Source organism: Neobacillus niacini (genome assembly GCF_030817595.1).
Lineage (GTDB): Bacteria > Bacillota > Bacilli > Bacillales > Cytobacillaceae > Neobacillus > Neobacillus niacini_G.
In genome coordinates this window covers 592,859-614,525 of sequence record NZ_JAUSZN010000001.1, presented here as the reverse complement: position 1 = coordinate 614,525, position 21,667 = coordinate 592,859, and the positions used below count along the sequence as shown (strand labels likewise).

Annotated in this window: 19 protein-coding genes; 4 read left to right on the top strand and 15 right to left on the bottom strand. The window is 41.0% G+C overall.

Annotation, left to right across the window (positions count from 1 at the left end; all coding sequences use genetic code 11):
• Window positions 1-24 precede the first annotated feature (24 nt).
• On the top strand, window positions 25-1,017 hold the full coding sequence (locus QFZ31_RS03065; RefSeq protein WP_307300800.1) for an NADPH:quinone oxidoreductase family protein: 993 nt from the start codon (window positions 25-27) through the stop codon (window positions 1,015-1,017).
• A 513-nt stretch (window positions 1,018-1,530) separates the two neighbouring features.
• On the opposite strand, the gene QFZ31_RS03060 is transcribed toward QFZ31_RS03065, so the two are convergent.
• From QFZ31_RS03060 to QFZ31_RS02995, 14 genes are all read right to left on the bottom strand, one after another.
• Window positions 1,531-2,316 carry an IclR family transcriptional regulator gene (locus QFZ31_RS03060; protein ID WP_307300798.1) on the bottom strand — a complete coding sequence of 262 codons (786 nt, stop codon included), beginning with the start codon at window positions 2,314-2,316 and terminating at the stop codon, window positions 1,531-1,533.
• A gap of 33 nt (window positions 2,317-2,349) precedes the next feature.
• Window positions 2,350-4,530 (bottom strand): malate synthase G, encoded by a 2,181-nt coding sequence (locus tag QFZ31_RS03055; RefSeq protein WP_307300796.1) that lies wholly within the window; start codon window positions 4,528-4,530, stop codon window positions 2,350-2,352.
• A gap of 23 nt (window positions 4,531-4,553) precedes the next feature.
• Complete coding sequence (locus tag QFZ31_RS03050; RefSeq protein ID WP_307300794.1) at window positions 4,554-6,002, bottom strand: FAD-linked oxidase C-terminal domain-containing protein; 1,449 nt, start codon at window positions 6,000-6,002, stop codon at window positions 4,554-4,556.
• A complete protein-coding gene (locus tag QFZ31_RS03045) occupies window positions 5,983-7,335 on the bottom strand; it encodes a (Fe-S)-binding protein (RefSeq protein WP_307300792.1) in 1,353 nt (450 codons plus the stop codon). Before QFZ31_RS03045 ends, QFZ31_RS03050 begins: the two co-directional genes overlap by 20 nt.
• Before the next feature lies 1 nt (window position 7,336).
• Window positions 7,337-8,653, bottom strand: coding sequence for an FAD-binding oxidoreductase (locus QFZ31_RS03040; RefSeq protein ID WP_307300791.1), 1,317 nt, complete (start codon window positions 8,651-8,653; stop codon window positions 7,337-7,339).
• A 154-nt stretch (window positions 8,654-8,807) separates the two neighbouring features.
• Window positions 8,808-9,815 (bottom strand): asparaginase, encoded by a 1,008-nt coding sequence (locus QFZ31_RS03035; RefSeq protein ID WP_307300790.1) that lies wholly within the window; start codon window positions 9,813-9,815, stop codon window positions 8,808-8,810.
• Between the two features lie 95 nt (window positions 9,816-9,910).
• Window positions 9,911-10,693 carry an NAD-dependent protein deacylase gene (locus QFZ31_RS03030; RefSeq protein WP_307300788.1) on the bottom strand — a complete coding sequence of 261 codons (783 nt, stop codon included), beginning with the start codon at window positions 10,691-10,693 and terminating at the stop codon, window positions 9,911-9,913.
• A 425-nt stretch (window positions 10,694-11,118) separates the two neighbouring features.
• Window positions 11,119-12,312, bottom strand: a complete 1,194-nt coding sequence (locus QFZ31_RS03025; RefSeq protein ID WP_307300786.1) for a MalY/PatB family protein — start codon at window positions 12,310-12,312, stop codon at window positions 11,119-11,121.
• A gap of 129 nt (window positions 12,313-12,441) precedes the next feature.
• Window positions 12,442-13,509, bottom strand: coding sequence for a sulfate/molybdate ABC transporter ATP-binding protein (locus QFZ31_RS03020; protein ID WP_307300785.1), 1,068 nt, complete (start codon window positions 13,507-13,509; stop codon window positions 12,442-12,444).
• A gap of 38 nt (window positions 13,510-13,547) precedes the next feature.
• Window positions 13,548-14,396 (bottom strand): sulfate ABC transporter permease subunit CysW, encoded by an 849-nt coding sequence (gene cysW, locus QFZ31_RS03015; protein ID WP_307300784.1) that lies wholly within the window; start codon window positions 14,394-14,396, stop codon window positions 13,548-13,550.
• 15 nt (window positions 14,397-14,411) lie between these two features.
• The gene (cysT, locus tag QFZ31_RS03010) at window positions 14,412-15,248 is read right to left on the bottom strand and encodes a sulfate ABC transporter permease subunit CysT (RefSeq protein WP_179595679.1); all 837 of its coding nucleotides are present in this window, start codon (window positions 15,246-15,248) and stop codon (window positions 14,412-14,414) included.
• Window positions 15,249-15,267: 19 nt separating this feature from the next.
• A complete protein-coding gene (locus QFZ31_RS03005; protein ID WP_307300782.1) occupies window positions 15,268-16,314 on the bottom strand; it encodes a sulfate ABC transporter substrate-binding protein in 1,047 nt (348 codons plus the stop codon).
• A 137-nt stretch (window positions 16,315-16,451) separates the two neighbouring features.
• A complete protein-coding gene (locus QFZ31_RS03000; protein ID WP_373459817.1) occupies window positions 16,452-16,613 on the bottom strand; it encodes a YezD family protein in 162 nt (53 codons plus the stop codon).
• Window positions 16,597-17,079: an RrF2 family transcriptional regulator gene (locus QFZ31_RS02995; RefSeq protein WP_307300779.1), complete on the bottom strand. Its 483-nt coding sequence runs from the start codon at window positions 17,077-17,079 to the stop codon at window positions 16,597-16,599. Before QFZ31_RS02995 ends, QFZ31_RS03000 begins: the two co-directional genes overlap by 17 nt.
• 371 nt (window positions 17,080-17,450) lie before the next feature.
• On the opposite strand from QFZ31_RS02995, the gene QFZ31_RS02990 reads away from it, so the two are divergent.
• The 3 genes from QFZ31_RS02990 (at window position 17,451) to QFZ31_RS02980 (ending at window position 20,679) form a co-directional block, all read left to right on the top strand.
• Window positions 17,451-19,121 (top strand): ribonuclease J, encoded by a 1,671-nt coding sequence (locus tag QFZ31_RS02990; protein WP_307300777.1) that lies wholly within the window; start codon window positions 17,451-17,453, stop codon window positions 19,119-19,121.
• 148 nt (window positions 19,122-19,269) lie between these two features.
• Complete coding sequence (locus QFZ31_RS02985; protein WP_307300776.1) at window positions 19,270-20,397, top strand: CAP-associated domain-containing protein; 1,128 nt, start codon at window positions 19,270-19,272, stop codon at window positions 20,395-20,397.
• A gap of 87 nt (window positions 20,398-20,484) precedes the next feature.
• Window positions 20,485-20,679, top strand: coding sequence for an alpha/beta-type small acid-soluble spore protein (locus tag QFZ31_RS02980; RefSeq protein ID WP_063251859.1), 195 nt, complete (start codon window positions 20,485-20,487; stop codon window positions 20,677-20,679).
• Window positions 20,680-20,730: 51 nt separating this feature from the next.
• Here QFZ31_RS02980 and QFZ31_RS02975 read toward each other — a convergent pair whose 3' ends face one another.
• Entirely contained in the window at window positions 20,731-21,573 is an 843-nt protein-coding gene (locus QFZ31_RS02975; protein WP_307300773.1) for a dimethylarginine dimethylaminohydrolase family protein, read from the bottom strand.
• Window positions 21,574-21,667 lie beyond the last annotated feature (94 nt).

Below are 21,667 nucleotides of genomic sequence, written 5' to 3'. Positions count from 1 at the left end.
TATATTGGAGAGGCGGTTGTTATTTTGAAAGAGGATTTCAGAGCTTTAGTCGTTGATAAGACAGAAAGTGATTTTACGGTCGGGATTAAAAATATTTCTTTTAATGATTTGCCTGCGGGTGAAGTATTAATAAAAGTTACTTATTCGAGTATTAATTACAAAGATGGCTTAGCCAGTATTCCTGAAGGAAAAATTGTTCGGTCCTACCCTTTTATACCAGGGATTGACTTAGCGGGCGTGGTTGTTTCTTCAGAAGACCCCCGCTATAGAGAGGGAGATCAAGTCATTGCTACCAGCTATGAAATTGGGGTTTCCCATTATGGCGGTTACAGTGAATATGCACGGATTCCTGCCGATTGGATTGTTCCATTACCTGAAAACCTTTCTTTAAAAGAAGCGATGATCTATGGAACGGCTGGGTTAACAGCAGCCCTTTCCGTACAAAGACTTGAAGAAAATGGACTTACGCCTGAAAAAGGTAAAGTGTTAGTAACTGGTGCTACTGGCGGCGTTGGAAGTATCTCTGTGGCAATCCTTGCAAAACGAGGCTACGATGTTGTCGCCAGCACTGGAAAAGAAAGTGAACATGATTATTTACATAAACTCGGTGCGAATGAGGTTGTTTCTCGGGAAGAAGTTTATAACGGAAAGGTCAAAGCGTTAGATAAACAGCTTTGGGCTGGTGCGGTGGACCCGGTTGGCGGAGAATCGCTTGCGGCTATTTTAAGTAAAATTCACTACAATGGTTCCGTTGCAGTCAGTGGATTAACAGGCGGCGGTAATGTCCCTACCACTGTGTTTCCGTTTATCCTTCGCGGTATTAATCTTCTTGGAATTGATTCTGTGTATTGTCCAATGGAAGCTCGCAAACCGTTATGGGAGCGAATGGCCAGTGATTTCAAACCGGAAGTCCTCGATTCCATTTCCAAAGAAATACGTTTAGATGAGCTTCCACAGACTCTCCCTATCATTTTACAAGGGCAGGTAAGAGGACGCTTTATCGTAAGGCTCTTTTAAAACTGAATGTTGATTTCACTGTGCTTGGAAAATAAGCGGAGAATTTCCGTTTAATTTGGGAAATTCCCATAATTCTTTAAAAATAAGCGGAATTTTTCCGCTTATTTTATTTAAATCCTTGGATTTTGTCTTATTTAAAGCAGTTAACCGGAATATCTCCGCTTATATCTGCTTCTTAAGCTTCTCTATATACAATAGCCGGAAATTCTCCGCCTATGAATTCTCAACCCTACACGAAAATCAACAATGAATAATAAAAGTGCCAATCGTAAAAATGTAATAGAAAAGCCGCAAAACTAGGTAAAGTTTTGCGGCTTTTTATGAGTGACCGTATTTCTTTTTTTAGTAGTTTTCAGGCTCTCATTACCTTTATGAGTGACAGTTATCTCTTCCTTTACCACTTTGAGGGCACTCATCATCCTTATGCGTGACCGTTATCTCTCCTTTTACCACTTTTAGGGCTCTCATCAATGAACGTTTTAGGCTTCGGTCTTGCTCAGATTACCACTTGCCTTAATTGTCACTATTAACGGGAACTGGATAACCGAGTCTTGCTGATATTTTTTGGCCTGTTTGAATCATGATCGGTCCGAGCTGGTTCAACCGCTCTGTGGTCATTCGTGTGGTTGGACCAGATATGCTGACAGCTGCAACGACATTTCCTAGATGATCAAAAACAGGTGAAGCGATACAGGTAATCCCGTACTCATTTTCTTCTAAGTCTAACGCGTACCCTCTTTGTCTTATTTGTTTAAGTTCCTGAAGAAACGCCTCCGCTGAAGTAATAGTATGGTCTGTGTGATAAGGCATCCCTTTTCGGTCAAGGATGGCCACAACATCACTTTCAGGTAAATGGGAAAGTATCGCCTTCCCAACAGACGTACAATGCATCGGGGCTCTTTTTCCAACCTTTGAATGGGTTCGTAAGGTTTCATTTCCTTCTAATTTTTCAATATAAACGACTTCTCCCTGGTCATAGACAACAAGATGAATCACTTCATTCGTCATATTTTCGAGTTCTTGGAGAAAGGGCTTCGCTTCGGTTCTTAGGTCAATTGATTCTAACAGCTTTGAGCTAATGTCCAGGAACTTATAGCCCAGCCTGTATTTCCCTGTTTCTGTATCCTGTTCGATATAACCATATTGAACAAGTGTTGACAGTGTTCTAAAAACCGAGCTTTTATTGATATCAATTTGATTGGCAATCTCCGTAACACCGAGACCGCCCTTTTTCATCCCAACAAGCGCGACGATATCCAGCGCCCTGCTTACGGACTTTACCATATTATCTCTTTGCAAACTTCCCCACCTCTTTGTCAGGGCATTTTCTGTCTATGATTTCGATCGAACTGAATATTTTGCCTTCGCTTCTAGACGGCGACTATGCAAGATAGGTTCCGTATATCCACTTGGCTGGCCATAGCCCTTAAATACTAAATCACACGCTGCTTGGAATGAGACAGATTCCTCGAAATTAGGTGCCATTGGTCTGTATGCAGGATCCCCAGCATTTTGTTCATCTACTACCTTCGCCATTCGCTTCAACGTTTCTACCACTTGATCCTTCGTGCAAATTCCGTGGTGCAGCCAGTTCGCAACGTGCTGGCTGGAAATACGGAGGGTGGCTCGGTCTTCCATTAATGCAATATTATTAATATCCGGTACCTTTGAACAGCCAATTCCCTGCTCCACCCACCTAACGACATAGCCGAGTATCCCTTGAGCATTATTATCAAGTTCTGCTTGGACTTCCTCTGGACTCCAATTCGTATGGTCAGAAACAGGAATTTGTAAAATATCATCCCGCAAGTCAGAAATACTGCCGAGAAGATTATTTTGTATATCTTTTACATTTACTTGATGATAATGTAAAGCATGAAGCGTTGCGGCTGTTGGTGATGGAACCCATGCGGTATTTCCTCCAGCCATTAAATGTCCGATTTTTTGCTCGAGCATGCTCTTCATCAAATCTGGCATTGCCCACATTCCTTTACCGATTTGAGCACGTCCTTGGAAGCCGGTAGAAAGACCATTGTTCACATTCGATTTTTCATAGCTTTGCAGCCAAAGAGTAGATTTCATCTCATTCTTGCGGATCATCGCACCTGCCTCCATCGACGTGTGCATTTCATCACCCGTCCGGTCAAGGAAACCTGTGTTAATAAAGACAACACGCTCCTGTACTTCCTTGATACAGGCTTTAAGATTTAACGATGTCCGGCGTTCCTCATCCATTACACCAATTTTCAAGGTGTTTCTAGCTAACCCGAGTAAATCCTCTGTCCGGTTAAAAAGCTCATTGGCAAATGCAACTTCTTCTGGCCCATGCATTTTTGGCTTTACAATATAGACAGAACCTTTTTCTGAGTTTTTGAAAGAAGTGTTTCCAATTAGTGAATGCTTTGCACACAGAGAGGTAACGACAGCGTCAATAATACCCTCCTGTACTTCATTCCCGTTACCATCAAGAATGGCATTATTGGTCATCAGATGGCCGACATTCCGAACCAGCATTAAAGCGCGCCCTGGCACGGTAAATTCACTGCCACTATGCGACAGATAACTGCGGTCAGGATTGAGTGTCCGTTTTAAGGTTTTATTTCCTTTTGTAAAAGTAGCACTTAGGCTACCTTTATTTAAGCCTAGCCAATTCCGATATACGAGAACCTTATCCTGTGCATCAACTGCTGCCACAGAGTCTTCGCAGTCCATGATTGAAGTAAGAGCCGATTCTAGGAGAATATCTTTTACACCTGCAGCATCCGTTTTTCCGATGAGATGGCTTCGATCGATTTGAATTTCAAAATAGTTGTCATTATTTTTAAACAGCACAACAGAAGGCTGCTCTGGTTGACCTTGATAGCCAACGAATTTTTCTTCATTTTTCAAACGGGTAATATCTCCATTACGTAAGGTAACGTTCAAACCTTGGTCAATAGTATAGCTTACTACCTCTTTATGTGTTCCAACTTGTAGAGGGATTGTCTCATCAAGGAAATTCCTAGCAAATGCAATGACTTTCTCGCCGCGAACAGAATTATATCCACCCTGTTTATCCGCGCCGCCTTCATCACTAATTACATCTGTTCCGTATAAGGCATCGTACAAACTTCCCCACCGGGCGTTCGCAGCATTAATGGCATAGCGGGCATTATCAACAGGTACAACTAATTGAGGGCCTGCTTTTAGGGCGATTTCATCATCTGCTCCTTCAGTAGAAATAGTGAAATCCTCTGGTTCTGGCAGTAGATAGCCGATTTCTTCTAAAAATGCTTTATATCTATCAAAATTAAGATCATTATTCTCCCGGTGCCATCTATTAATTTTTGTTTGCAGATCATCTCTTTTTGCAAGCAATTCCTTATTTCTCGGCGTCAAATCCTTAATAATTTTTTCAAAGCCAGCCCAAAACGTATCCTGGTCCACTTGGCTTCCTGGCAATGCTTCAGAATTAATAAATTCATATAATTCACTTGCAACCTGTAAATCTCCTACATTCACATAATTACTCATTCAAACATTCCTCCCTAGCTTTTCTACCTCGCATTGATTTCTTTTTTTATTTCCACGCAGCGCCCTGGTGTCGGGAAGAGTTTCCCGGCATTTAAGAGGTTATCAGAATTAAATACTTCACGAATATTCGTTTGTGCGAGTATTTCTTCGTCTTTAAAAACAAAACGCATTTCCTCCCGCTTTTCGATTCCTACTCCATGCTCACCAGTGATGGTTCCGCCAACATCGGCACAAGCCTTCAAACATAAGCTTCCAGCTTCCAGTGCTTTTTCGATTTCTCCTGGTTTACGGGCATCGAATAAAACAAGTGGATGGAGATTTCCATCGCCTGCATGAAAAATATTCGCTATCCGCAAACCAGATTCTTCACTAATCTGCGCAATTTTCTTCAGGACCTCCGGAAGCTTGCTTCTCGGAATTACCCCGTCCTGTACTAAATAATCAGGTGAAATCGCACCCATCGCTCCAAATCCTGTTTTACGATTAGCCCACCACCTGCCTCTTTCTGCCTCATCCTTGGCGGCACGGACCTCTCGAACATTACTATTTTTACAAACCTCCAAAATCTGGTTTATCTGTTCCTCTATGCCTGCGGCAATCCCATCAACTTCTATAAGTAAAACCGCTTCAATATCCATTGGATGACCAACAGGAAATGCAGCCGCCTCCACCGCTTCAATTGCTGTTTTGTCCATCATTTCCAGTGCTGCAGGAACAATGCCTGCAGAGATAATATCTGATACTGCTTGACTGCCATCTTCTACCTTGTCAAAATAAGCGAGGACCGTCTGTTTTCCTTCTGGATTTTTTAAAATGCGGACCGTGATTTTCGTGACAATACCCAGCGTACCTTCTGAACCGGTCAAGAGTCCAAGTAAATCGTATCCGGGTTCATCCAAAACACCATTCCTGCCAATCTCAATGATTTCTCCATTCGGAAGCACGACTTCTAGACCAAGAATATGGTTCGTGGTGACTCCATATTTCAAACAATGCGCCCCTCCTGCATTTTCTGCAACATTCCCGCCAATTGTGCAGCAATATTGGCTCGAAGGATCAGGGGCATAATAATAACCTCTATCAGATATCGAGTTTGTTAGTTTAAGATTGACAAAGCCTGGCTCTACCACCGCTCTTCGATTCTCAAGGTCAACACTGATTAGCTTTTTCATCCGAACCATACTGATGATGACTTCACCATTTACAGGAATGGCCCCACCGCTCAAACCTGTTCCAGCACCGCGTGCCAGAAATGGGAGACCATGATCAGAGCAATATTTTACTAGTTTGGAAACTTCTTCGGTATTTTTTGGAAAAACAACGGCCTTTGGCAGATGCTTATGAATCGTAAAGCCATCGCAATCATATGCGAGCAGGTCCGCTTTTTTATATAAAATGGAACGTGGTCCGCCTACGATTGCTGCGAGATTGATAATATGCTTGTCAGTGGTATCAATCTTTAAGACGGACATGATCGTCATCTCCTTCTTCTTTTTGGTAGGCCCAATCAAGAAGCTGAACGGTGTGAACAATCTTCTGGCTTCTGCCGTATTTTTGCACGCCTAATGCCATTTGCATCATGCAGCCGGGATTTCCCATCGAGATCATTTCAACATCCTCTGGAACGTTATCCATTTTACTTTTAAGAACAGCATCTGCCATTTCAGGATTGGTAATATTATAGATTCCCGCGCTCCCACAGCACCGGTCAGCGTTTGGCATGTGCACCATTTCTACTCCCGGGATATCAAGCAGAATGTCACGAGGTTCCTGCCTCACTCCCTGCCCATGCGCTAGGTGACAGGCATCATGATAAGTGATTCGAGTAGGAATGGCTGCTTTTGGTTTTTCATAGCCGGTGTCGTGCAAGTATTTGGAGATATCCACTACCTTCTTTTCGAATTCTTCTGCTCGTTTTTTCCAATCTGGTTCATCACGAAATAATTCTGTGTATTCCTTCATCATGCATCCGCAGCCAGCCGCATTGACGATGATCTTTTCTGCATTTTCAAAAGCTTCAATATTCTGCTTTGCAAGCTTTCTGCCCATTTCCCGGTCACCGGCATGAACATGCAATGCCCCGCAACAGGTTTGATTTGTCGGAATGCTCACGTCATTTCCATTCCGAGTGAGAACATTGATGGTGGATTGATTGATATCACTAAAAAATACATCCATTACACAGCCTGTCAATAACGCCACTTCATGCTTGGTTTCACCTTTGGCTTTTATAAGAGTTTTGCGAACAGCCCTTTTGACTTCAGGCATAATCGATTCCAGTTCGACTAAATGCTGTGGCATGATTTTAATTAACTTTGTTTTCCGGACCGCCTTTTGCAATCCGCTCCGCTGGTAAAACCGTAACAAACCGCCAAGAGACCGTAACCGATTATGATGCGGGAACACACCATGTAGAAAGAATTTGTTAACTGCTCCCTTCCAGCCTTTTAGCGGCACCGCTTGACGGATTTGCCCTCTTGCTTCCTCAATCAGCCCGCCAACGTCAATATCCACAGGACAGGCAGTCGTACAGGCACGGCAATCAAGACAGGAAAAAACGGGATTTGCAAAATCTTCATCTACACTCAGCTTTCCTTCTGCTACTGCTTTTATGAGATACACACGTCCTCGGGGTGAATGCTGCTCTTCCCCAGTTTGTTCATATGTAGGACAAGACTCCAAGCACATCCCACAATGGACACAATCCGCCCATTTTTTTTCCTGAGGAGGATCACGCCATAGATAATTACCTAACGAGGATGTACAAGGTGTGTCTTCGTTTAAATCACTTTCCTTCACACTCATGTTAAATCCCCCCGACATAACGATTCTTGTTCAAGATTATGTTGGTATCGATTTTTTGTTTGATTCCCTTAAAAAGAAAGTGCGCCGCCGTTTTTTCTCCCCAGACATGGATTTTTTTACGGAGTGGAAAGGGAAGGTGCTTTACAACAGCATATCCTCCATGCTTCACTGCACTCTTTCTCATGTGTGGAATCGCAGATAATATATCCTCGGTTGCGCCACGAATGGTCAAGTAGCATATGCCCGTCCCTAAACCGCCATGTGCTTCGATGGAAACATGACAAGCATCAGCGATTAGTTCTGCTTCTTGTAAAATCTTGATTGCATCCAAGTTGACAACGCCAATTTTTAAAACTGCCTCAGTTGTGGTTACGTTTATTAAGCCGTTAGGCTGTTGGTGGTAAAAATTATCCCAGAAGGATTTTGCTTCATTTTGTGATAGGGATCTTAGGGTGGTTTTATCAGGAATTATCTTTTTGATAACATCCTCTTGGTAGTGTACTGAGCTTTTTACATCTTCAAACGAAATCAGCAATGTATATTGATTAATGTTTGTCAATTTCCCAGCTAAGGAGGGGTTTAGTATCTCGAGGCTGATGGGTTCAATCATAGAATCAAGCACCTTTGCTGCAAATGCTCGAATCTCTTCAACATTTCTTTCAGGGAAGGTTACAAAAAGAATAGATTCATATTTAGCTATCGGGCGCAGCTTTACGGTCACCTGTGATACGACACCGAGCGTGCCCATTGCTCCAATAAATAACTTATTCATATCATAACCGGCAACATTTTTTACTACTTTTCCACCTGAACGAATCAGAGTTCCGTCGGGATAGACCATCCGGAGGCCGATGACATTGTCTCTGGCTGCCCCATATCCAAGTCTTTTGGGTCCGCTATCGTTAGCTGAAACAACTCCTCCAATCGTCGCATGTTTTGGATTGTATGGATCTAGCGGGATTTTTTGCTTGTATGGTGCTAAATAGTCTTGAATTTCTTGGAAAGTGGTACCGGCTTTTAAAGTCAATGTCATATCGCCAGGATTATGCTCAACGATTCCAGTATATTGAGCTAACGATAAGAGAATGTCTGCTTTTTCAAGCATCCCGCCGTATCCTCTCTTTGTACCGCCTCCCATGATGAAAACAGAGTGGCCATTGGTATTGGCATACGCTAAAACAGTTGAAATTTCTTGTTCTGTTTTTGGAAAAATCGTTACTCTGCCTGAATTCCCAAATGGATGATGCTGGTCATCTTCACTTATCTGTATGTCTTTAAAATACGCTTTTAATTCAGTGAGACTTTCGTCTGTAATCAATCACTTCACCTCCAATTGTTGCGTAATAACAAACAGCGTTTCTGCTTTATTGTAAAAAAACCTACCCTTTTAGTTTATTTTCCTTGCTAATAATTGTCAATCTATTTAGAAAATTTAAAAATCCCCCAATTTTACCATTGGGGGCGGACAACGATTATGCTTTTTCCAAAACAAAATCTGCTTTAATGATCCCGATTGTATCATTTCTCGCATTCAATACAGGTGCAATCACATAATCCTTTAAAACTTCAAAAATTTGTTCGTCACCAATACCAAGCTGCTTTAACACTTCAATCGCGGCGACACTTGTGGCACGAGGTGCACCATCCTCCACTTTTATAGCAATTCCAATGCCCTCTTCTACTAAACCGATACATTGGACAGCTTCAGCACCTGCTTTTGCCACGACCCTACCGTCATAAATTTTCATCAGGTCTGTATCGAAACGATCCGTCCCGCCTACCATCTCTGGATGCTGCATCATGGCATTACGAATGGTTTCTAGTGCAACAGCACGCTTTGGTGATAGAGTTTCATTAGGTTTTGCCAGTCTTGCAAAACCTAATGCGGCATGTGATAGGGGCAATTGATGAACCGGTACCCCACAGCCATCCACACTAAGTTGAATTTCTTCCTTTGAAAAGGAACAAATATCTTCAATGACTTCAAGAATTCGCTGCTGCAGCGGGTGGTGAATTTCACGATATGATGAGACATCTTCATTCATATGAACCGCTGTGGCAAGCATCCCAGAATGCTTTCCAGAACAATTGCTAAACACCGGCGTTAAATCTTTCCCGTCACGAAGGAGCTGCTTATAACTCTCTATGTCCCTTGGGATATGTGTTCCGCATTGAAGTGCTTCTTCAGTAAGTCCTAGTCGTTCTAAAATATTTAAAACCGCTTCACGGTGAAATTGTTCACCGCTATGGGACGCACAGCTTAAAGACAGTTCAGCGGGAGAATAACGGAAATGCTCGGCCGCTCCCGTTTCAATTAACGGGACAGCTTGGAAAGGTTTCATCGAAGAGCGTGGAAACGTCAGCCTGTCGGGATTCCCATAGGAATATAGCAGTTTCCCTTCATTATTTACCACGGCAATATGTACATCATGACTGCTTTCAAGGTATTCGCCTCTGTATACAAGTATTGGTTTAGACATGTTGATATTCTCCTATTCTTTGTTTCTACTTTTTTTAAAAATTATATCAAGCTTTTTAAATAATCAAAATTGTTTTTAGATAAAAAAATCCACCTCTAGGAAATAGGTGGATTAATGTGATTATTAATAGTGGTTAATGTTTCTCCGATAGAGTCATGGATTACATAGGAATCTTTGTTTCTGTCAAAGGGTGTATCGCCTTTATTGACAATAATCATAGGTATGCCTTCTCTTCTATATTGTGGGAACGTTGAGAATGGGGTTACCTTTAAACTTGTTCCCAATACCAATATGCAGTCCGCCTGATGGATGATGTTAATAATTTCGTTGAAACCCTCCATCGTAAACCATTCACCGGTATCCCCAAAGAGGACAACATCAGGTTTGATGTACCTTTTGTTTTTCGCAGACGTACTACAGTGGTCACAAACATAAAATTCTTCCATTGTGTTTCGTCTGTTGATCATTTCTTCGGTCGTATAGGTTTTACGGCAGTTTTGACAGGAAGCAGTTTTCATCGTCCCATGAAATTCAATTACCTGTTTAGAACCTGCTTTTTGATGGAGACCATCAATATTTTGCGTGACAATATGGCTAACCCTCCCATCATTTTCCCATTTAGCGAGGATTTCATGCCCTTGATTAGGACGTGCTTCTGGGTGGTAAAGATTTTCAATGGCAAACTGATAAAATCCATCTGGATTATGATAAAAATTATCGAGTGAGAGTATATATTCAGGGGCCATTTGATAAATCCCCGTTCGGGAACGAAAATCCTTAATACCTGACTCGGTACTAATGCCTGCACCCGTTAATACGACAATGTTTTTCGCATTCTTTATCAGGTTCGTGCAGGTTCGAAGCATACTGCTCTCCATATCACCACTCCTATGAAACTTAGTGCTTTTCAAGGGATATCACCTTGTGTAATGTACGCTATCATATTGCTAGCACTTCGCTATACGTCAATATTTTGGCTATACGACAGTGTTTCTGGTTATGCGCCAGTGTTTTCTGCCATTCGTCAGTATTACTGCCATTCGCCAGTATTTTCTGCCATCCGCCAGTATTTTCTGCCATCCGCCAGTATTTCTCGCTATCCGCAAGTATTCTCCGCTATCCGCAAGTATTTTCCGCTATCCGCAAGTATTTTCTGCTATCCGCAAGTATTTTCCGCTATCCGCAAGTATTTTCCGCTATCCGCAAGTATTCTCCGCTATCCGCAAGTATTTTCCACCATCCGCAAGTATTTTCCGCTATCCGCTACTAAACCCAGCACATCCGCAACTAAACCACCAAATACCTATTTTAAGTCAGCAAACTCCCTAGCAATCCTCTCAAATGCTTCTTTTATCATCGGTCTTGGTGATGGAATACAGATTCTTTGATAGTGCAAGCCTTCTTCTCCGAACATTTTTCCGTCTTCCAACAGGACATTGGCTTTGTTGTAGATTCGGTCATGAACTTCATCAGGGGATATGCCGTAGCCGCTAAAGTCCATCCACATAATGTAGGTTCCCTCTGGTATTCTCACCTTCACTTTTGGCATTTTATCCGCTAAAAATTCGACCGCCCATTCCATTGTTCCGTCGATATATTCTTTCAGCTGCTCTAACCAATCCTCTCCCTCATGGTAAACGGCCAAAAGGGCTGAGACGGTAAAGGGTGATGGTAGATGCATGCCCATGACGCCAAAGAAGGTTTTCTTCAGCTCAGGATTCGTGATAATGACATTGGTACAATGAAGTCCTGCTACATTGAAAGTCTTGTTTATGGCAGTAAATGTGATTATCTTGTCAGCATGCTCAGGTGCTGCTTTTGCAATCGGAATAAAGGTTTGATTACGTCGGACAATATCGCCATGAATTTCATCCGCAATGATCAGCACATCATTTTCCGCACAAATATCTGCTAATTTTCTTAGTTCATCCTTAGTAAACACTCTTCCAGTTGGATTATGAGGGTTACACAAAATAAACATTTTCGTATTTTCATCTTTGGCTTTCGCTTCAAAATCTTCAAAATCAATCGAATAATAGCCTTCCTCATTACTCTTGAGCGCATTATTTACAACCGTTCGACCATTAGCCTCGATAGACGATGTAAAAGGAGGATAAACCGGCCGTTGGATGATCACTCCATCACCTGGTTTTGTAAGTGCCCTTACAGCAACATTCAAGGCGTGGACCGTACCTGGACTGTAGACGATTTCTTCCTTCTTGAACTCCCAATTATGTCTCTTTTTAAACCAATGCTGGACCGCTTCAAAATACTCATCAGGAAATACAGAATAACCAAAAATCCGATGATCAACGGTCTTATGTAAGGCGTCAATTAACGGTTGGGGAACGGGTAAATCCATGTCAGCTGTAAATAACGGGATGGTATCTTCATCATATCTTTCCGTTAGACCCATATTTTTTATGAGTTGGCCTCCATCCCACTTTACAGAAAATGTACCTCTTCGATTAACGATCTCATCAAAGTTATATTTCATCTTATCAACCCTTCCGATAGTTATTTTGCAAAGCTTCTCATTTCTAATGTATGCTTAATATATGTATATTTCAATCATAACGATTCCTCAATAAAAATAAGTGCCAGGATTTCCTAGCACTTTTTCCTACTATATTAATTTGCTTTTTAATGTGTTTCTCATACCAATTTTTGCTTCTTCATGTGTTATTTTATTTTCTGAACTAGAATCAAATACAACAATATTTTTAAATTCTGCAAAAAGAATATCTCCTCTTTTTATAGGAGTCATATTTTGATACTGATCGATACTCAACTCGGCTTCAAAAAGAGCCCCCGTATCCTGCCGTCTTAATTCGATCCTTACAGTAGAACCGATTATATGAATATGTGAAACCTCGGACAAAATGCTGTTTCCTTGGGAAAATTTACGGAGGACAATTTCATGGGGCCGAATATAACTGACCGCCTCCGACGCCTCAGCATCCTGAAACTCATTGACTCTTCCTAAGAAACTATAAACAAAAGCGTTTGCAGGTTTTTGATACACTTCCTCCGGAGAGCCAATTTGTTCTATTTTTCCTTGATTCATGACGACTACAGTATCAGCCATTTCCAGTGCCTCTTCTTGGTCGTGGGTGACAAAAATCGTCGTAATGTTAAGCTTTTGATGGATTTCCCTTAACCAGTGACGCAATTCCTGACGAACCTTCGCATCGAGTGCTCCAAACGGTTCGTCAAGAAGCAGGACTTCTGGTTCTACAGCAAGTGCCCTTGCTAATGCAATCCGCTGCCTTTGTCCCCCTGAAAGCTGAGAAGGATAGCGATTTGCCAGCTGTTCTAATTGAACGAGCTTTAACAATTCGTTTACCTTATCGGCAATTTCTTTTTTAGAAGGACGAGTTTTCCTCGGTCTTACCTTTAATCCAAAAGCGATATTATCAAATATCGTCATATGCTTAAATAGCGCATAATTTTGAAAAACGAACCCTACATTCCGTTCTTTTATCGTCTTATAGGTGTAATCCTTGTCATTGAAAAAGATTCCTCCCGTATCTAAACCCTCTAACCCCGCAATCAGCCTCAGAAGTGTTGTTTTACCCGAACCAGATGGACCTAATAAAGCCACAAAATCGCCTGTCGGAATTTCTAGATTGACATTGTTGACGGCTGGAAAGTTTCCGAACGCCTTTGATACATCCTTGATTGTAATCCCCATCTCTACGATCCTCCATTTTAATGACACATGATTCTCTTTTAATGTTTTTTCGTTTTCCACTCCACAACACTTTTTAAAATTAACGTCAGTATAGCTAGAAGCGCGAGTAAGGAAGCTGCCGCAAAAGCCGCCGTAAAATTATATTCGTTATACAAAATTTCAACATGAAGTGGAATGGTATTCGTTAGACCTCTAATATGGCCAGAAACCACCGATACCGCTCCGAATTCACCCATTGCTCGAGCGTTACAAAGAATGACTCCGTAAAGTAAGCCCCACTTAATATTGGGCAATGTCACCCGAAAAAACATTTGCCAGCCGCTTGCACCAAGCGTAATGGCTGCTTGTTCTTCTTCTGTTCCTTGTTCCTCCATGATGGGGAGTAGTTCTCTGACCACAAATGGAAACGTAACAAAAATAGTTGCTAAAATGATTCCTGGCCCCGCAAAGATAATCTTGATATCATTTGCCTCTAAAAACGGACCCAATACTCCCTGTGAACCAAACAAAAGAACAAAAACGAGGCCAGCAATAACTGGTGAAACTGCAAACGGGATGTCAATTAAGGTAATTAAAATATTTTTACCTCTAAAATTAAACTTGGTAATCGACCAAGCGGCCAGCACCCCGAAAATTGTGTTAACTGGAATCGTTATCGCAGCTGTAAGTAACGTTAGCTTAATCGCCGATAAGGCGTCACGTTCTGTCAAAGATGCGAAGTAGAGCTCAATGCCCTTATTTAGTCCCTCAGAAAAAACAGCGATTAAAGGCACAAGTATGAATAATCCTAGAAAGCCTAAGGCAATGGTGATTAATGCCCACTTTTTTAGGAGACCTGGTTCGGAATTGGCTTTTACATTTTTTTCTCGAAGCTCTTGAACAATCATATTCCCTTATCTCCTCTAGTTCATCTGATACTTTTTCGTTGTTCTCCATTGCCAGAAATTTATTAGGAATAATAGAACAAATGAAAATACAAGCATCACAACCGCGATCGCGGCGGCACCAGCATAATTGAATTGCTCTAATTTCGTTATGATTAGCAATGGAACAATTTCCGTTTTCATCGGCATGTTGCCGGATATGAAGACAACAGAGCCATATTCACCCAAAGCCCTTGCAAAGGCAAGGGCAAACCCTGTTAGGATAGCGGGGAAAATGGCAGGTAAGATAATTTTTACGAAAATCTGAGTCGAACTCGCCCCAAGGGTAGAAGCTGCCTCCTCATACTGACGGTCTAAATCCTGCAATACCGGCTGCACGGATCGTACGACAAAAGGAAGACCGATAAAAGTCAATGCCACCATGATACCGAGTGGTGTATAAGCTACCTTTATCCCCATGGCTTCAAAGTATTGCCCGATCCAGCCATTAGGAGCATAAATGGTGGTAAGTGCAATCCCTGCCACCGCCGTTGGAAGGGCAAACGGTAAATCTACTAGGGCATCAATGATTCGCTTCCCATAAAAATCGTATCTTACTAATACCCATGCAATCAGTGTCCCGAATACCGCATTCACCAAAGCTGCAATTAAAGAAGTATATATCGTCAATTTATAGGAAGCGACCACTCTGTCGTCGGTAACGGTCTCCCAAAAATCAGCCAGGCTGAGCGTCGATGCTTTTAAAAATAGGAATGCAATCGGAATCAACACGATTAGGCTTAGATAGATGAGTGTGTATCCCATGGAAAGACCAAATCCTGGTAAAACTCGATGTCGCTTTCTCTTATTAGCCACTTAAAACTCTCCTTTATTCTTACGGTTTGTAGATTTCGTCAAAAACACCGCCATCATCGAAATGGATCTTCTGGGCATTTTTCCAGCCGCCAAAAACTTCGTCAATCGTAAATAAGTTTATTTTAGGGAATTGGTCTTCGTACTTCTTAGCTACTTCTTCTGAACGCGGACGGTAATAATTTTTAGCCGCAATTTCTTGACCTTCCTCTGTATATAGATAGTCTAAATAGGCTTTTGCAACTTCTTCTGTTCCATGTTTCTTAGCTGTTTCATCAACAACGGTGACTGGTGGCTCCGCTAAGATACTTACAGATGGAACAACTATTTCAAATTCATCTTTGCCTAATTCATTTAAGGCTAGGAATGCTTCGTTTTCCCATGCAATCAATACATCACCGATTCCTCTTTCCACAAATGTGGTGGTAGAACCGCGTGCACCTGAATCTAAAACAGGGACATTTTTAAAGAGTTTGGTGACAAATTCTTTTGCTTTTGCTTCGTCTCCGTTGTTTTGCTCTAGTGCAAATCCCCAGGCTGCTAGGTAATTCCATCTAGCTCCGCCAGAGGTTTTAGGATTTGGAGTAATCACGGATACGCCATCTTTCACGAGATCATCCCAGTCTTTAATGCCTTTTGGGTTACCTTTTCTTACGAGAAAGACAATTGTAGATGTGTATGGAGAACTGTTGTTATCTAATCGTTCCTGCCAATTTACTGGAAGCTTTCCTGCTTCCGCGATAACGTCAATATCATAAGCTAGTGCCAGAGTGACAACATCGGCCTCTAAACCGTCAATAACAGATCGTGACTGCTTACCGGAACCACCATGAGATTGATTAATGGTTACTTTTTGCCCTTTTTCTTTCTCCCAATATGCAGCAAAGCTTTTGTTGAATTCTTCATAAAATTCTCTTGTTGGATCGTAGGATACGTTTAATAATTCCACTTCTTTTTTTACAGCAGGAGCTTCTGTATCTTTCTCAGTTGTGGTTGTACTTTGATTCGAGCACGCGGCCACGAAAAGGAACGTTAGCGATAATAGTGTAATCCAAATTTTTTTCATCATGTTTATTGACCCCTCTATTCGTTTAGTAGGCTTTTTCCAATAAAAAAAGCCCCATTAGTTCACACATGTACATACCTCTATGTACAAGTTACTAAAGGGCCTTCGGGTGTCCGATCGGCAGCTATTCATAATGTTTATTACCTGCTTTTAGATTGATTTGATAATGGCGTTATCTGTTTGCTTTTTAGCGGCAAACGGTGCTTTTCTAAGCGGTCGATTTGGGTAATTTGTGAATCGTGAACGGTAATTTGGACGGTACCAAATTCCAAGCCTTCTAGTAAACTAGCTATTTTTTCCATCACTTGTTGATCCAGACGCACTTTTGACGACAATGATATCCTCTCCTTCTAGCTTCGTAATTCGGTTTAAAAGTAAATCCTCCAGTGTGGTTCTCTCTAAAACAAAAGCAATTGTATCACGTACCATTGACCACAACGGCTTTAATTGACATCCCCCCTCTAATGCACAAGGTTCATATTTTGTAATGGATGCACAGCTCATTGGTGACAGAGGACCTTCCAAATCCCGAATTACTTCCCCGATATTGATTTCTGCAGGTTCTCGTTGAAGCATATAACCGCCCTTAGCACCTCGCTTGCTCGTAACATAACCCAGCTTTTTTAATTGAAGCAGGATTTGTTCCAAATAATGTATGCTAACCAGTGTTTTTTCAGAGATCTCTTGAATGCCTAGTACATTTCCTTGATGGTTTCCCAGCTGAAGTAAGGCTCGTAGTGCATATTCACCTTTGCTCGATACCTTCATTCCATCCCTCCTCCATTAATGTTGAGTATTTCAGTCAACATTCACTCCTAAAAATAATCCACTTGAGTTCTGAAAAAATGGATTTAAGATAGTTATAAAATATGCAATGTTTACTGAAAGGGCACTTGTCTATTGCGCCCTTTTCTGAGTCTTACGTACTCACACTTTTTTAATTCCGATTAAAACTATGGGTTTAATATAAAACATATATTAATTGTTATTATTAGAAAAATCAATACATTTTTTTCAAAATAAAAAATAATCTTTTCAATTGATTTTTTTGAAGGAACTGTCCCTCATTCATCATACTCATCTCCTCTAAGGGGATACTAAATCTTATGCAAGTGTAAATCGGGAGGTATGAATGAAAAATGAGTAAAAATTCAGTATCTATTTTTGCCTTAGGAGGCATTAATGAAATCGGTAAAAACATGTATGTTATTGAGTATGAGAACGATATTATTCTTATTGATTGCGGCGGGAAATTCCCGGACGAGAGTTTGATGGGTATTGACCTAATAATCCCTGATATGACGTATTTAGAGGAAAACCAGGACAATATCCGGGCGATGCTCGTGACTCATGGGCATGAAGATCATATCGGTGGTATACCCTTCTTTTTAAAAAGATTTAATCAAGTTCCGATATATGCTACTCGTTTTACCTTAGGATTAATTGAGTTAAAGTTAGAAGAGCATCGCCTTCTTCGGGATACAGAGCTGGTGACCATTCACTCTGATTCAAAGCTTGAATTTGGGAAAATTGGTGTGTCTTTCTTCAAAGTGAGTCATAGCATCCCTGACTGCTTAGGTATTGTCTTTCACACTCCAGAAGGGAATGTCGTCCATACCGGTGACTTCAAATTTGATTTAACACCTTCAAATGACCAGTATAGTGATATTCATAAAATGGCGGCAATCGGCGAACAAGGTGTTATCGCCTTAATATCAGAAAGTACCAATGCCGAACGTAAGGGTTTATCTCCATCTGAGCAAATGGTAGGTGACCATTTATTAGAGGCTTTTATAAAAGCAGATGGAAAGATTATTCTTTCCACTTTTGCGTCAAACGTGAACCGTGTTCAGCAGGTGGTTGAGGCAGCGATAAAGACAAACCGTAAGCTTGCCTTACTTGGAAGAAGCATGGTTAACGTAGTGGATGTTGCAATGGAGCGCGGATACTTAGATATGCCAGAAGGTATGCTCATCAGTGCGAATGAGATTGAACAATTTCCTCCTGATAAGGTTGCCATTCTCTGTACTGGAAGTCAGGGTGAGCCGAATGCTGCGCTGGCACGGTTATCAACAGGAAATTATCGTGATGCAACCATTTACCCTGGGGACACCGTTGTTTTAGCAGCGTCGCCTATCCCAGGGAATGAAAAAGGTGTTTCTAAAATTATCGACAACTTATTTCAACTTGGGGCTAAGGTCATTTATGGCTCTGGCAGTTCAACCGGCATGCATGTTTCCGGTCATGGCTACCAGGAAGACCTGAAACTGATGCTGACTCTGATGAAGCCAACCTATTTTATCCCAATTCACGGGGAATACAGAATGCTCCATCATCATAGGCAGTTAGCCGAATCCGTTGGTGTCGAAAAAGGAAATACATTCATTATTAAAAATGGTGACGTCGTTGATATTGAAAATGCAGTGGCAAGGCAGACTCGAAATATTCCTGCTGGAGATACGTATGTAGATGGCATTAGTGTTGGCGATGTAGGAGAAATTGTTTTACGAGACCGAAGACAGCTTTCTGAAGATGGGATGCTTGTCATTGTGTTAACCATCAGCAAATCCGATCGTAAAATTATCCAAGGTCCTGACACGATTACCCGTGGATTTGTCTATGTAAAGGAATCCGAGGATTTAATTAGAGAAATTAACCGCCTAGTTAAGAAAGTTATTCTTGAATTAGAAGCAGATAATATTCGCCAGTGGAACGTGATGAAGCAAAATATTAAAAAATCAGTCGGGCAGTATTTGTTCAAGCATACCAAAAGAAAACCGATGATTCTTCCGATTATCCTCGAAATTTAAAGCAAATGTCAGGCACTTGCTAGTGTGCCTGACATTTTCATTTTTTTGCAACTACAATAATAAAGAAAATTTATCTTGATTTCAGGGCGAATTTATTTTACAGTTAATCGAAATTGGCTATACTCCTAATAGAATTGGAGGAAACAAAATGTTTCGTTTATTACGATTAATTGCCTTATTATTTTTACTATATATTTCCTGGCCATTTATCACAAAACAGCTCGATAATTCCGACATCCATGCAAATTTTGTATCGTCGTTAAAAGAAAATTTAAAAGTACCCGAAACAATTAGTGTTTTATATGATGATATCCAACAGATGTTGAAACAGCTTGGTTTCCAATTAGAGGAAATGCCGTTGACTCAGGAAGAATCGCCTGAAACACCGCTGAAAAAGGTGGAATTAACAACACCTGTTGAACAAACTTTTTCTATTCATAATATAGAGCTCGGGAATGCAAAGACTGACATCGAGCATAATTTGGGAATAGCAAAACGAACTTCGCTGAATGAGTATGGGGTCAATTGGCATGCTTATCATGAGAATTACCATAACTTTTTTATGGTGATGTATGATAATAATGATCAAGCAGCGGGTTTATATACCAACCAAGATTTATTGACTTCTACCAATGGCATTAAAATTGGTACTTCATCAAAAGAAAGTGTTCGTAGTATTCTCGGCGAACCGATAACAAAAGTGCAAAAGGGAATGGTCATTTATCAGCTTCAAGAGGAAAGTGACAATGATTTATTTTTGCTTGATGACGCCTATGTGACAATTTTTTACGATAAACACGAAAACAATACGGTCACAGCGATACAAATCATCAGCAAAACGATGGAGGACAACAAAAAGGACTTTTACACGGAAGCTTCGCCAACCTTAAAAGAAGGTTTCGAATATCAAATGTTTGATTTAACGAATGCAGCCCGTGTGAATCACCAGCTCCCAATACTCACATGGGATGATCATGTCCGCGAAACGGCTCGAGAGCATAGTGCTGATATGGCCGAACATGATTATTTCGATCATAAAAATCTTCAAGGACAATCACCATTTGATCGTATGAAAGAGGATGCTGTTGCGTTTCATACTGCAGGGGAAAACCTGGCATATGGTCAATTAAGCAGTATTTTTGCCCATGAAGGATTAATGAATTCACTAGGACACCGTGAAAATATCCTACGTCAAGAATACGAGTACTTAGGAGTCGGTGTCGCATTTAATGAAAAATCACAGCCTTATTATACCCAGAACTATTATGCCAATTAGTGACACGAATTTGAGGTAATCATTTAGGGAAAATTAAATACGAGCAATTCTACATTGCTCAAAAAACTTCGTCGGGAGTGATGTATCATGGCTAGAAACAAACTATTGGTTCCTGGGGCAGACAATGTTCTGAATCAAATGAAGGAAGAAATCGCCAACGAGTTTGGAGTTCAACTTGGTGCTGATACGACCGCACGAGCAAACGGCTCAGTCGGTGGCGAAATGACCAAACGTCTTGTCGCGTTGGCTGAACAAACATTACGAAATCAACAAGGTATATAACTTGTGATTTTCCGGAAAAAGGCTGTCCGAATGACTCGGACAGCCCTTTTCTTATCCTCTTAAGATGGGCAGTGTACAGCAGCGAAAGGATCCACCGGATTTAATGATTTCTGAAATATCTACTTCTATCACTTCGAACCCACGGTTACGCAGATTTTGGTTCACTTGCTTATTTATGGGTAAACTTAAAATTTTCTTATTGCCTATACTTAATACATTTGTTCCTAGTGTAAATTGTTCGTCCTCTGAAACCTCAATTAATTGATAGCGAGACGAAAAAAGGCCGATATCTTCCTCTGTTAAGGCTGGCCGATAAATAAGGGCAGTATCGGGAGATATAACATTAAATACACAATCCAAATGAAGATATTTTTCCTTAAAAGGGATGGCTTTTACCTCGTATTGGATTAGAAGACCTTGCAAATGTTCTACGGCCTCCTGATGAGTCCGGTTACTTAAACCAACGTAAATTGTCTCCCCATCTATGATTACATCTCCACCTTCAATCCTGTCTTCAGCCAAATTGTAATAAGACATTTCTTCATCATCAAGCCACTGTTTTAAAACATCTTCCTCCCCGATACGAACATCGTGAGCCATTTTCGCAACAAATATGGTTTGTCCAAGGGTAAAGCCAATATCACGCGTAAATACCTGCTCTGGGTATTTTTTATGATAAGGTAATAAAACAACCTCTATTCCATTGGCTTCTAAGGTTCTAACAAACTCCCTATGTTGTTCCAACGCACGTTTAATATGTATCCCTTCATCCTTAAATTCCTTTTGTGTTTCGTTGATAACCTCACGTATGGTCATATATTGGGGCTGACAAAGGATTACACGTTTTAATGAGTCATACTCGTTTACACAATGTGTTTTATGATTTAGCGTCATGCTTCTCCTCCTAAATAGTCTTCTTTTATAGGATTACTTAAACAAATTCTCCCATTCATTCATAGAGTAATAAAAAGTGTTTCATTTAATGATG

Bases quoted from the DNA above. Each gene is read 5' to 3' on its own strand.
- QFZ31_RS03055 (WP_307300796.1), bottom strand. From the start codon at position 4,530: ATGAGTAATTATGTGAATGTAGGAGATTTACAGGTTGCAAGTGAATTA.
- QFZ31_RS03050 (WP_307300794.1), bottom strand. From the start codon at position 6,002: ATGTCCGTCTTAAAGATTGATACCACTGACAAGCATATTATCAATCTC.
- QFZ31_RS03045 (WP_307300792.1), bottom strand. From the start codon at position 7,335: ATGAGTGTGAAGGAAAGTGATTTAAACGAAGACACACCTTGTACATCC.
- QFZ31_RS03035 (WP_307300790.1), bottom strand. From the start codon at position 9,815: ATGTCTAAACCAATACTTGTATACAGAGGCGAATACCTTGAAAGCAGT.
- QFZ31_RS03030 (WP_307300788.1), bottom strand. From the start codon at position 10,693: ATGGAGAGCAGTATGCTTCGAACCTGCACGAACCTGATAAAGAATGCG.
- QFZ31_RS03025 (WP_307300786.1), bottom strand. From the start codon at position 12,312: ATGAAATATAACTTTGATGAGATCGTTAATCGAAGAGGTACATTTTCT.
- QFZ31_RS03020 (WP_307300785.1), bottom strand. From the start codon at position 13,509: ATGGGGATTACAATCAAGGATGTATCAAAGGCGTTCGGAAACTTTCCA.
- cysW (WP_307300784.1), bottom strand. From the start codon at position 14,396: ATGATTGTTCAAGAGCTTCGAGAAAAAAATGTAAAAGCCAATTCCGAA.
- QFZ31_RS03005 (WP_307300782.1), bottom strand. From the start codon at position 16,314: ATGATGAAAAAAATTTGGATTACACTATTATCGCTAACGTTCCTTTTC.
- QFZ31_RS03000 (WP_373459817.1), bottom strand. From the start codon at position 16,613: ATGGAAAAAATAGCTAGTTTACTAGAAGGCTTGGAATTTGGTACCGTC.
- QFZ31_RS02995 (WP_307300779.1), bottom strand. From the start codon at position 17,079: ATGAAGGTATCGAGCAAAGGTGAATATGCACTACGAGCCTTACTTCAG.
- QFZ31_RS02990 (WP_307300777.1), top strand. From the start codon at position 17,451: ATGAGTAAAAATTCAGTATCTATTTTTGCCTTAGGAGGCATTAATGAA.
- QFZ31_RS02985 (WP_307300776.1), top strand. From the start codon at position 19,270: ATGTTTCGTTTATTACGATTAATTGCCTTATTATTTTTACTATATATT.
- QFZ31_RS02980 (WP_063251859.1), top strand. From the start codon at position 20,485: ATGGCTAGAAACAAACTATTGGTTCCTGGGGCAGACAATGTTCTGAAT.
- QFZ31_RS02975 (WP_307300773.1), bottom strand. From the start codon at position 21,573: ATGACGCTAAATCATAAAACACATTGTGTAAACGAGTATGACTCATTA.